Genomic DNA, 11,699 nt, shown 5'->3' with positions numbered 1-11,699 from the left:
TCAGCTTTCAGTAGCGCCCGTGAGCGTAGAGGCAAGGCGTCGCGGTATTGGCGCATAGTGCCTGAGAAGTCATTTCCAATATCGCTGCGCGGCCGTGATCCGGGCTTGCGCAGTGCTCAAGATCCTCATGCACACCGGCACATTCCGGTTTCTGCGCGCTGGGCTCCCCCGGCTGACGACCCCTCGCTGATTTTGCCAGCAGCTTTTGAAGCGTTTTACTCTCCGAGACCCGCCTTGCGCCGCATGCAGCTCAGATAGAGTTGCCCATCCGGGCCGGTGCCACTGCGCTGCGCCTGCCAGATCATTTCGCCGAGACAATCGAGCATCTCATGCTGCGCCCGGTGTTCATCGCCATGGTGCTGGCACAGCGCGCGATACAGTTCGACCACGCCGTGCGGCTGGTTGATCGATAGCTGCTCTTCAATGGCAAGGTGCATGCTCAGATGCAGAAACGGGTTGGTTTCGCCTGATTCCGGCGTGTAGTCACGGGCCAGATAACGCTCGGGGGCGTCGAGCATGGCGTGGTATTCGGGGTGGCGCAGGATTACCGCTAGGGCGATTTTTTCCAGGTCGGTGAGTGGCTGCGCTTGCCGGTATTTGGCCCAGCTGTCGAACAGGAACTGGCGGGCTTGGTCACGGGAGGGAGAGAACATATCTGGGTCCTTTGCAGGCCGGCATTGTCCTAGGTTCAGCCAAAGCCCGCTACTACCACGCTGCGGTGCAGCAACTGATTGGCGCCACCGACCGGTGCAATTTGCCCGTTGCCGTAGAAGCCGGCAAACGGCGTATCCGGCCAGGCCTGGCGCAGGGCCTGCCATTCACGATCCACCCCTTGGTGCAGCATGGCGCCGCGTGCAGCGCAGGAGAACACCAGGGCGAACGCCGGGGCTGCCTGCTTGGCGAGGCCATGCATCTCGCTATCGGCGGCACTGGCGGCGTGGCGCATCCAGCGCACCTTTTGTCCGGGCAGCAGGCGGGCAGCCACGGTGACGCCGCCATCCGGATTGATCGACACCAGTGGCGCGCATTGCACGATTTGATCATCGCTGCCATAGGTGGCCAGCGCCAGTTCATGCAAGGGCGGCAGGGGCTCGGCTGCGCGCAGCAAGGTGGCGGCGGCGCCGCGCCCGTCGAGCGCATGCAGGTCAAAACCGCGGATATCGGTGACCTGATGCATGGCACTGACTGGCACCAGGGCACGCGAGATGGCGATCTGACTGGGCGCAGGCATCACTAGATCGCAACGGCCTTCGCCGACGATGCGCGACTGGCGCCAGATCTTGTACGGGCCCATGCCGGAAACATCGCCGGCGATACCGCCGTAGCGCGGCTGCGGGTCGTCCAGCCAGGCGAGGTCGATGGCATTGGGTGCGGCCAGCGATAGTTGCGCCGTATCGGGCGGGTAGGGTGGCTCATCGGCAAGCACCAGGGCGCAGGCGCTCGGCACATCCAGCAGCCAGTCCTGTTCGGTCATGACTCCAAGCGCGGTGCAGCCCGAAACCGACAGGGTCTGGCCAGCTCGCGCGGCGGCGATGATGGCCGGTTGCGGATTGCCGGCGAAATCCGATGACAGGAACAGCAGGATATTGCCGGCTCGCCCCTGCCCGAGCTGCTCAAGCGCTGCTTCAACTGCCTGGGCGGCGAGACTGGCACTGGCACGACCGGCAGTGGCTAGACCGGTTGCGGCGCGAAGGTGGGGGGGGGGCTGGCTCATCCATGCATTATCTACCAACATGCAGTAGCTGCATTGGCCGGCGTATCATGCCCCCACCATCCAACCGTAAAAGGATTGTCTATGTCTGGTTTGTACGAGATTTCTGCCAACCGCCTCGACGGCTCTCCGGCCAATCTGGCCGATTACCGCGGCAAGGTTCTGTTGATCGTCAATACCGCCAGCGAGTGCGGCTTCACGCCGCAGTACGCGGGCCTGCAAGGTCTGTACGATCGCTTTCATGACCAGGGCTTTGAGGTGCTGGGTTTTCCATGCAACCAATTCGGCGGGCAGGAACCGGGCGATAGCGAGCAGATCGGTGCGTTTTGCCAGAAGAATTTCGGAGTGACTTTTCCGGTATTCGAAAAGGTTGATGTCAATGGCGATGGCGCACATCCGCTGTTCCAGTACCTCAAGCACTCTGCCCGTGGCATTCTGGGTAGCGAGATGATCAAGTGGAACTTCACCAAGTTTCTGGTCGGTCGTGACGGGACCGTGCTGGAGCGCTTTGCGCCGACCACCAAGCCTGAAGAGCTGGAAGCCAGAATCGCAGAATTGCTCGCCTCGCCAAGCGCTTGAAGATTGCCCATGCTGGCCGGATAAGCTAGAATTCGCCCCGAAAATCACCGTATTAGCAGAGGGAACGGGATAGGCGCGCCTATCCCGTTTTCTTACGTCTGCCCCCCCGAAAACAAGGCATCAAGCCACGGTCTGCATCGCCCCTCTTCATGCCGCAACACAGCGGCGCAGTTTTTGGGTGCGGTTTCTTGCCTAAGATGCTTTGTGCCGTGTTCTGGAAGCGATAGGCCCGCCACGTGCGGATCGCCTTCCCCGGGCATGGAGACGATCAATGATTCAGGAGCCGCTGGTGTCACAACAACGATCCAAAGCCTTGCTTGCCCTTGCCGACGGCACACTCTTTCATGGCACCTCGATTGGCGCGGCTGGCCATACGGTGGGCGAAGTGGTGTTCAACACCGCGCTCACCGGTTATCAGGAAATCCTTACCGATCCCTCCTACACCCGGCAGATCGTGACGCTGACTTACCCGCATATCGGCAATGTCGGCGTGAATCGCGAGGATGCCGAGTCCGATGGCGTGCACGCTGCCGGCCTGATCATTCGCGATCTGCCTTTGCGTGCCTCCAACTTCCGACTGGAAGAGACGCTGGATGCCTATCTGCGCCGCCACAACACGGTTGCCATTGCGGATATCGATACCCGTAAGCTCACCCGCATCCTGCGCGAAAAGGGTGCTCAGCCTGGCTGCATCATGGCTGGCGAGCAAATCGACGCCGAACAGGCAGTTGCGCTGGCCAAGGGCTTTGGCAGCATGGCCGGCCAGGATCTGGCCAAGGTGGTCAGCTGCAGCGAACCCTATGCCTGGGACACGCGCGAGTGGCAACTCGGCATGGGCTATGCCGCGCAGATTCATCACAAATTCCATGTCGTCGCCTATGACTTCGGCGTCAAGCACAACATCCTGCGCATGCTGGCCGAGCGCGGCTGCAAGCTGACCGTGGTGCCGGCGCAGACTTCGGCTGAGGATGTCTACAAACTCAAGCCCGATGGCGTGTTCCTCAGCAATGGCCCGGGCGATCCTGAGCCTTGCGATTACGCCATTGCCGCCATCCAGCGCTTTCTGGCCGACAAATTCCCGCTGTTCGGCATCTGCCTCGGTCACCAATTGTTGGGGCTGGCCGCTGGTGGCAAGACCAGCAAGATGAAGTTCGGCCATCATGGCGCCAACCATCCGGTGCAGGATCTGGACGACAAGCGCGTGCTGATCACCAGCCAGAACCATGGCTTCCAGGTTGACGAGGCCAGCTTGCCGGCCAATGTGCGCGTCACCCATCGCTCGCTGTTCGACGGCACCGTGCAGGGTATCGCCCTGACCGACCGTCCAGCCTTCAGCTTCCAGGGCCATCCGGAAGCGAGCCCGGGTCCGCATGATGTGGCGTATTTGTTCGACCGGTTCATTGCTTCGATGGAGCAGGTGAAACGTGAAATGTGACGGCGCAGAGCGCCTGTGAAACGTGCGCGGCCTTGCCGCGCCAAATCCACCTTTCACTTTTCACGTTTCACCTTTTACGGAATTTGCCATGCCAAAACGTACAGACATCCACAGCATCCTGATCATCGGTGCCGGCCCCATTGTGATCGGCCAGGCCTGTGAATTCGATTACTCCGGCGCGCAAGCCTGCAAGGCGCTGCGTGAAGAGGGTTACAAGGTCATCCTGGTCAACTCCAATCCGGCCACCATCATGACCGACCCGGAAATGGCCGATGTGACCTATATCGAGCCGATCACCTGGGAAGTGGTCGCCAAGATCATCGAAAAAGAACGTCCCGATGTGGTGTTGCCCACCATGGGTGGCCAGACCGCACTGAACTGCGCGCTGGATCTGTGGCGCCATGGCGTGCTCGATAAATTCGGCGTTGAGTTGATCGGCGCGACCCCGGAAGCGATCGACAAGGCGGAAGACCGGCAGAAGTTCAAGCTGGCCATGGACAAGATCGGCCTCGGTTCCGCCCGCTCCGGCATTGCCCATAGCCTGGAAGAGGCGCTGGGCGTGCAGGCCAAGGTCGGCTTCCCGGCCATTATCCGGCCTAGCTTCACTATGGGTGGCACCGGCGGCGGTATCGCCTACAACATCGAAGAATTCATCGAAATCTGTACCCGCGGCCTTGATCTGTCGCCCACCCACGAGCTGTTGATCGAAGAATCGCTGCTGGGCTGGAAAGAGTACGAGATGGAAGTGGTGCGCGATCGCCACGACAATTGCATCATCGTCTGCTCGATCGAAAACTTCGACCCGATGGGCGTGCATACCGGCGACTCGATCACCGTGGCGCCAGCACAGACGCTGACCGACAAGGAATACCAGATCATGCGTAACGCCAGCCTGGCGGTGTTGCGCGAGATCGGCGTCGATACCGGCGGCTCGAATGTGCAGTTCTCGGTCAATCCCAAGGATGGCCGCCTCATCGTCATCGAAATGAATCCGCGCGTGTCGCGCTCCTCGGCGCTGGCGTCCAAGGCCACCGGTTTCCCCATTGCCAAGGTCGCCGCCAAGCTGGCGGTCGGCTACACGCTCGATGAACTGAAGAACGACATTACCGGCGGTCTCACCCCGGCATCGTTCGAGCCATCGATCGACTATGTGGTCACCAAGATTCCGCGCTTTGCCTTCGAGAAATTCCCGCAAGCCAACGACCGCCTGACTACCCAGATGAAGTCGGTAGGCGAGGTGATGGCGATTGGCCGCACCCTGCAAGAATCGATGCAAAAGGCCCTGCGTGGCCTGGAAACCGGCTTGGCTGGCTTCGATGAGCGCACAACCGACTCCGACAAACTGGCGGCCGAGCTTGGTGCGCCGGGGCCGGAGCGCATCCTTTACGTTGCCGACGCCTTCCGTGTCGGCATGACGCTGGACGAAGTGTTTGCCCATACCAAGATCGACCCGTGGTTCCTTGCCCAGATCGAAGATATCGTGCTGGAAGAAAAGGCGCTCGCCGGTCGTAGCCTCGATAGCCTGGAGGCTGACGAGCTGCGCCGCCTCAAGCGCAAGGGCTTTTCCGACCGTCGTCTTGGCAATCTGGTCGGTGCGGAAGCGGCCGCGCTGCGTGCGCGCCGCCATGGCTTCGGCATCCGCCCGGTCTACAAGCGCGTCGATACCTGTGCTGCCGAATTTGCCAGCAATACCGCCTATATGTACTCGACCTATGAGGAAGAGTGCGAGGCCGCGCCGACCGACAAAAAGAAGATCATGATCCTCGGCGGTGGCCCGAACCGCATCGGCCAGGGTATCGAGTTTGATTACTGCTGCGTGCATGCCGCCTTAGCCCTGCGCGAGGATGGTTACGAAACCATCATGGTCAACTGCAACCCGGAGACGGTGTCGACCGACTATGACACCTCGGATCGCCTGTATTTCGAGCCGCTGACCCTGGAAGACGTGCTGGAAATCGTCCATGTGGAAAAGCCGGCTGGCGTGATCGTGCAATACGGTGGTCAGACGCCACTGAAGCTGGCCCGCGCCCTGGAAGCCAATGGCGTGCCGATCATCGGCACCAGCCCGGATATGATCGACGCTGCCGAAGACCGCGAGCGCTTCCAGAAGTTGCTGCAGGAATTGGGCCTGAAGCAGCCGCCCAATGCCACCGCCCGCAACGAGAAGGATGCGCTGGTGCTGGCCGCGGAAATCGGCTACCCGCTGGTGGTGCGCCCGTCCTATGTGCTGGGCGGCCGCGCCATGCAGATCGTGCATAGCGAGGACGATCTGAGCCGCTATATGCGTGAAGCGGTCAAGGTGTCCAACGACAGCCCGGTGCTGCTCGATCACTTCCTCAACAACGCCATCGAAGTGGATATGGATGCCATTTCCGACGGCGAACAGGTGGTGATTGGCGGCATCATGGAGCATATCGAGCAAGCCGGCGTTCACTCCGGTGACTCGGCCTGCTCCTTGCCGCCGTATTCGCTGTCGCAAGCCATGCAGGACGAATTGCGCCGCCAGACGGTGGCCATGGCCCGTGCGCTGAATGTGGTCGGCTTGATGAATGTGCAATTCGCCATCCAGGGCGAGACGGTATTCGTGCTGGAAGTGAATCCGCGTGCTTCGCGTACCGTGCCCTATGTGTCCAAGGCCACCAGCCGGCCGCTGGCCAAGATCGCCGCCCGCTGCATGGTCGGTCAGAGCTTGCCGCAGCAGGGCATTACCGGTGAGGTGATTCCGCCCTATTACTCGGTGAAGGAAGCGGTGTTCCCCTTCATCAAATTCCCTGGTGTAGACAGCATTCTCGGCCCGGAAATGAAGTCCACCGGTGAGGTGATGGGCGTGGGCGATACCTTTGCCGAAGCCTATGTGAAGTCGCAGCTAGCGGCCGGTGAGCGTCTGCCAAGCAAGGGCAAGGTATTCCTGTCGGTGCGTGATGCCGACAAGGCCAGCCTGGTCGAAATGGGCCAGATGCTGGTGGATGCCGGTCTGGAACTGGTGGCTACCAAGGGTACGGCGGCCATCCTTTCCGCCGCCGGCGTGCCGGTTACTGCGGTGAACAAGGTCAAGGAAGGTCGTCCGCATATCGTGGACATGATCAAGAATGGCGAAATAGCCTTGATCGTGAATACGGTTGACGAGCGGCGCGCCTCCATTCAGGATTCCTACTCGATCCGCTATGAAGCCCTCAAGGGCCGTGTTCCCATCTACACCACGGTGGCAGGTGGCCGCGCAGCCGCTTATGGCATCAAGCATATGAAGGAATGGACCGTTTATTCGGTCCAGGGCTTGCACGCCAGACTGAGCAAGCCTTAATCGCCCAACCAGTTAGCCGCCGCCAGTTAATCGCGGCGGCTGTCATTTGATCCCGACGGCAACGCCGTCGGGTTTGTTTTTAAGGCCAGCCGGGGTGCTGGCATGGAGTAAAGCATGATCAAGGTGCCACTGACCGTTATCGGTGCAGAAAAGTTGAAGGCGGAGTTGCAACGCTTGAAAAGCGTAGAGCGCCCGAATGTCATTGCAGCGATTGCCGAAGCGCGCTCGCACGGCGATTTGTCGGAAAACGCCGAGTACGATGCCGCCAAGGAGCGCCAAGGTTTTGTCGAGGGCCGCATTCAGGATCTGGAAGGCAAGTTGGGCAACGCCATCATCATCGACCCGGCCGCCATCGATGCCGATGGCCGCATCGTGTTCGGCGCCACGGTGGATCTCGAAGACATGGAGACCGGTGACAACGTCACCTACCAGATCGTCGGCGACGATGAGGCCGATATCAAGCTGCGCAAGATCTCCGTCTCCAGCCCGATTGCCCGCGCGCTGATCGGCAAGTCGGCTGGCGATATCGCCGAAGTGCAGGCGCCAGGCGGCATTCGCGAATACGAAGTACTCGACGTCAAATACATCTGACCTCCATAGGCCCTGGCGAATGCAAACCTTCCCGAATGCGTTGCGCTCCATCCTGTCGGTATTCTGGATCGGCGGTTTGTGGGTGATCGGCGTGCTGGTAGCGCCGGTACTGTTTCATGAAATGGATTCAGGCACTGCCGGGCGTCTTGCTGGTGTGCTGTTTCGCGATATGGCCTGGGTGGGCATGGTTGCCGGCAGCTACATCCTGCTGCATATGTTGTGGGAGGGCGGTTTGCGCGCCTTCCAGACGCTGGAGTTGTGGCTGATTCTCGGCATGCTGGTGCTGACCCTGATCAACCAGTTCGCCGTGTTCCCGGCGCTGGTCACTGCCAAGGCGCAAGTCCACTCGGCCGCCGAAGGCATGTTTGGCGGGGGATTCCAGAGCTGGCATGCAATCTCCAGCCTGATCTATCTGGTGCAGAGCCTGATGGGTCTGTTCTATGTGATTCGTGGTTCGGTGAAATAGCCGGTGGTGTGCCGGCCACGTTTGTGTGGCATCGACACCGATTGACGTTCGCGTCGCATTGACGCAGCGCGGCGAGCCGTTACCCTAGAGCGCTGTTCACGGAGTAGCAATCGATGTCTTTTCCCAATCTGCAGGCAATCTACAAGCGTACCAAGGCAGGTGACGGCGAGCTCGCCGCGCCCAGCAACGGTTTGAGTATCAATCAGCGCAAGCTGCTGCAATGGAGCGATGGCGAAACCCTGCTGTCGGAAATGGCCGAGCGCCTGGCCGCCGGCCACACTGTCGATGTGGGGCGAGTCGCGCGGGATATCGAGCGCCTCCAGGCAATGGGGCTGCTTGTCTCGGCTGATGGGGTGTCCGCTGATCGACCGGCCAATGCCATGCTGGGGCAGCAGTTCGGCCGAAAGAGCCGGCTGCCGTTGATCCTGGGCGGACTGGGTGTAGTGGCGGTCGCCGGTGGTTTGTTTGCCTTGTTGGGCAAGAGTCCGGCACCACACAGCCAGCTGGTCGTTGCCGGCAACACCAATGCTGGCGCCGCTGCGCCTGCTGCTGAGGAAGAAGAGCCGAAGCTGCTCGGGGTAATGCCCAATCCCGCCCGCTGGTTTGCCCCGGCCGCGCCCAAGCCTGCGGAGCCGGTGAAGGCCGAAACCAAGGCTGATGCCAAGCAGGCCGACGCAAAGCAGTCTGCCAACAAGCCGGCAGCGCCGGCCGCCTTGGCACCGGCTGCTGCCGTGCCCCAAGCGGTGGCCGCAGCACCAAACACCCAAGCGCCACAGGCCGCGACGACAACCGCAGCGCCAGCGGCGTCAACGGTTCAACCAGCCGCGAACAAACCGGCAGCGCCGACACCGGCGCCTAGCGCACCGCCAGTTGCAGCCAGTGCACCAGCCGCGCCGACAGTAGTTGCCAGCAAACCGGCCGAGGCGGCCCCGCCGCCCAATACCAAGCCGATCTTCAGCTTTCATCCGGACTTTCCAAGCGAAGCTGTCCGGAATGGCATTGAGAGCGGGGTGGTGAAGGCGAGGATGACCGTCGATGAAAAAGGCCAGGTGGTGCGCGTCGAGGTGGTGGACGCCAAGCCCAAGCAGGTATTCGACAAGGCGGTGGTGGCAGCGCTGTCGAAGTGGCGCTTCAATCCTGCTGCAAGCCGCTTCGTTGTCGAAACCGAAATTGATTTCCGGGCGGATTGAGGCCGGAGAAAACTGCGGATGAACCGGCCATGGTCCGGTCATCCGCTTGGTTCAAGCCCGATTGCCTCAGCGGCGACCGGTGCCCGATGTGCTGGCTTTTTTCTTGGCGGTATTGGCTGCCGGCTTGTTCTGTGGCTTGGGTTTGTTCAGTGTGACCTTGGATTTGCCGTCGTGATTGGGCCGATACAAGACCAGCAATTTGCCGATATGCTGCACAGCCGCGCAGCCCAGCACGCTGCAGATCTCGGCAAACCAGGTTTCGCGCTGTTCGCGGTCGTCACCCAATACCCGGACTTTGATCAGTTCATGCGCATCGAGATTGACGGCGATCTCGCGAATCACTGCATCAGTCAAGCCGTTATTGCCTATCATGACCACCGGCTGTAGCCCATGGGCCTGCGCGCGCAGATGAAGTCGCTGGTCTCTCGTTAATTCCATCATCAAACTCCTTCAATTCAATCTGCGGGAAGCCGCAAAAGCGGCGAAGTTTAGCCGATTTGATTTCTAAGCGTATCGGGTCTTTGGCTTATGGCAAGAAGCAAAACCAGCAAGGCATGGTTGCAAGAGCATGTAAATGATCATTTTGTGCACCAGGCGCAGAAGGACGGCTACCGTTCGCGTGCTTCCTACAAACTGATCGAGATCGACGACAAAGACCATCTGCTCAAGCGCGGCATGTGGGTGGCCGACCTCGGCGCTGCGCCCGGTTCCTGGTCGCAGGTGGCAAAGCGGCGGGTCGGGGACGAGGGCAGGGTATTTGCGCTCGACATCCTCGAGATGCACCCGATCGCCGGGGTGGAATTTCTGCAGGGCGATTTTCGCGAAGCATCGGTGCTGGCCCAGTTCACCGAAATGCTCGATGGCCGGCTGATGGACCTTGTGATTTGCGATATCGCCCCCAATATCAGCGGCATGGCGGTGATTGATCAGGCAAAAAGTTTCTACCTATGCGAGTTGGCGCTGGAGTTTTGTGCCGACTGGCTGAAACCGGGGGGAAATTTTCTGGTCAAGACCTTCCAGGGCTCCGGGTATAACGAGTATTTGCAGCAAATGCGGGCCATGTTCCAGACCGTTGTCAGCCGCAAGCCGGCAGCGTCGCGTGATCGTTCAACCGAAATCTATTTGTTGGGCAAGGGTAAAAAGCCCTGACGGTGTCTGGCTGTAGCCGTTAAAATCCATTGTGTCGTTGCCGGCTCGACCTTTTCCACGCCGGCTGAAGGAGCGTCCCGTGAACAATCTGGGCAAACAAATCGCTGTATGGGTGATCATCGGTCTGGTGCTGATGACGGTGTTCAACCAGTTTTCCAAGCACCAGGAACAAAAGAACCAGGTCAGCTATTCGGCCTTTATGCTCGATGTCGAGAACAACCGCATCAAGTCGGTCGTTATCGAAGGCGGCCATTCCTATCCCTTCTACCTGATCCGCGGCCAGAAAACCGATGGCGCTGCCTTCACCACGGTGGGCGTGCCGGATTCGCGCATGGTTGATACCCTGCTCAAGCACAATGTCGATTTCGCTGCGCAAGCGCCGGAAGAACAGTCTTTCCTGCTGAGCCTGCTGGTGAACTGGTTCCCGATGCTGCTGTTGATCGGCGTGTGGATTTTCTTCATGCGCCAGATGCAAGGTGGCGGCAAGGGCGGCGCCTTCAGCTTCGGCAAGAGCCGCGCCCGCATGCTGGATGAAAGCAATAATAGCGTCACCTTTGCCGATGTCGCCGGTTGTGACGAGGCCAAGGAAGAAGTGACCGAGGTAGTCGACTTCCTGCGCGACCCGAGCAAGTTCCAGAAGCTTGGTGGCCGCATCCCGCGCGGCATTCTGATGGTGGGCTCGCCCGGTACCGGCAAGACCTTGCTGGCCAAGGCAATCGCCGGTGAAGCCAAGGTTCCGTTCTTCTCGATTTCCGGTTCCGATTTCGTCGAAATGTTCGTCGGTGTCGGCGCGGCCCGTGTGCGCGATATGTTCGAGAATGCCAAGAAGAACGCGCCGTGCATCATCTTTATCGATGAAATCGATGCGGTGGGTCGCCAGCGCGGCGCAGGCCTCGGCGGCGGCAATGACGAGCGCGAACAGACGCTGAACCAGATGCTGGTGGAGATGGATGGCTTTGAAGGCAACTCCGGCGTGATCGTGATCGCTGCGACCAACCGCCCCGATGTGCTGGACCCTGCCTTGCTGCGTCCTGGCCGCTTCGATCGCCAGGTGGTGGTGCCGCTGCCCGATATCCGTGGCCGCGAACAGATTCTGGCTGTGCATATGCGCAAGGTGCCGATCGCCAACGATGTGAATGCCGTCGTGCTGGCACGCGGTACACCAGGCATGTCGGGTGCCGATTTGGCCAACCTGGTCAATGAGGCTGCCCTGTTTGCCGCACGCGGCAACAAGCGTCTTGTCGATATGCAGGATTTCGAGCAGGCCAAGGACAAGA

Annotated in this window: 11 protein-coding genes; 8 read left to right on the top strand and 3 right to left on the bottom strand. The window is 60.5% G+C overall.

Going from position 1 to position 11,699, the window contains the following annotated elements:
• Positions 1-215: 215 nt before the first annotated feature.
• Positions 216-653 carry a DUF1841 family protein gene (locus tag ACE3OH_RS12875; RefSeq protein WP_374353235.1) on the bottom strand — a complete coding sequence of 146 codons (438 nt, stop codon included), beginning with the start codon at positions 651-653 and terminating at the stop codon, positions 216-218.
• Between the two features lie 35 nt (positions 654-688).
• A complete protein-coding gene (locus ACE3OH_RS12870) occupies positions 689-1,714 on the bottom strand; it encodes an FIST C-terminal domain-containing protein (RefSeq protein ID WP_374353232.1) in 1,026 nt (341 codons plus the stop codon).
• Positions 1,715-1,795: 81 nt separating this feature from the next.
• Between ACE3OH_RS12870 and ACE3OH_RS12865 the strand changes: the two genes are divergently transcribed.
• From ACE3OH_RS12865 to ACE3OH_RS12840, 6 genes are all read left to right on the top strand, one after another.
• Positions 1,796-2,290 carry a glutathione peroxidase gene (locus ACE3OH_RS12865; RefSeq protein ID WP_374353229.1) on the top strand — a complete coding sequence of 165 codons (495 nt, stop codon included), beginning with the start codon at positions 1,796-1,798 and terminating at the stop codon, positions 2,288-2,290.
• A 289-nt stretch (positions 2,291-2,579) separates the two neighbouring features.
• Entirely contained in the window at positions 2,580-3,725 is a 1,146-nt protein-coding gene (gene carA, locus ACE3OH_RS12860; RefSeq protein WP_374353226.1) for a glutamine-hydrolyzing carbamoyl-phosphate synthase small subunit, read from the top strand.
• Between the two features lie 88 nt (positions 3,726-3,813).
• On the top strand, positions 3,814-7,026 hold the full coding sequence (gene carB / locus ACE3OH_RS12855) for a carbamoyl-phosphate synthase large subunit (RefSeq protein ID WP_374353220.1): 3,213 nt from the start codon (positions 3,814-3,816) through the stop codon (positions 7,024-7,026).
• Between the two features lie 114 nt (positions 7,027-7,140).
• Positions 7,141-7,617 (top strand): transcription elongation factor GreA, encoded by a 477-nt coding sequence (greA, locus tag ACE3OH_RS12850; protein ID WP_374353217.1) that lies wholly within the window; start codon positions 7,141-7,143, stop codon positions 7,615-7,617.
• Between the two features lie 19 nt (positions 7,618-7,636).
• Entirely contained in the window at positions 7,637-8,083 is a 447-nt protein-coding gene (locus tag ACE3OH_RS12845) for a DUF4149 domain-containing protein (RefSeq protein ID WP_374353214.1), read from the top strand.
• A 113-nt stretch (positions 8,084-8,196) separates the two neighbouring features.
• Positions 8,197-9,273: an energy transducer TonB gene (locus ACE3OH_RS12840; RefSeq protein WP_374353211.1), complete on the top strand. Its 1,077-nt coding sequence runs from the start codon at positions 8,197-8,199 to the stop codon at positions 9,271-9,273.
• Between the two features lie 66 nt (positions 9,274-9,339).
• On the opposite strand, the gene yhbY is transcribed toward ACE3OH_RS12840, so the two are convergent.
• A complete protein-coding gene (gene yhbY / locus ACE3OH_RS12835; RefSeq protein WP_374353208.1) occupies positions 9,340-9,714 on the bottom strand; it encodes a ribosome assembly RNA-binding protein YhbY in 375 nt (124 codons plus the stop codon).
• Between the two features lie 87 nt (positions 9,715-9,801).
• Here yhbY and rlmE point away from each other — a divergent pair, with 87 nt between their 5' ends.
• Both rlmE and ftsH read left to right on the top strand, forming a co-directional pair.
• The gene (rlmE, locus tag ACE3OH_RS12830) at positions 9,802-10,422 is read left to right on the top strand and encodes a 23S rRNA (uridine(2552)-2'-O)-methyltransferase RlmE (RefSeq protein ID WP_374353204.1); all 621 of its coding nucleotides are present in this window, start codon (positions 9,802-9,804) and stop codon (positions 10,420-10,422) included.
• A gap of 79 nt (positions 10,423-10,501) precedes the next feature.
• Positions 10,502-11,699: ATP-dependent zinc metalloprotease FtsH (gene ftsH, locus ACE3OH_RS12825; protein WP_374353201.1), on the top strand; the 1,198-nt coding region annotated here is incomplete at its 3' end.

The organism is Chitinimonas sp., assembly GCF_041904975.1.
Classification (GTDB): domain Bacteria; phylum Pseudomonadota; class Gammaproteobacteria; order Burkholderiales; family Chitinimonadaceae; genus Chitinimonas.
This window is presented reverse-complemented; position numbering and strand designations above follow the sequence as displayed.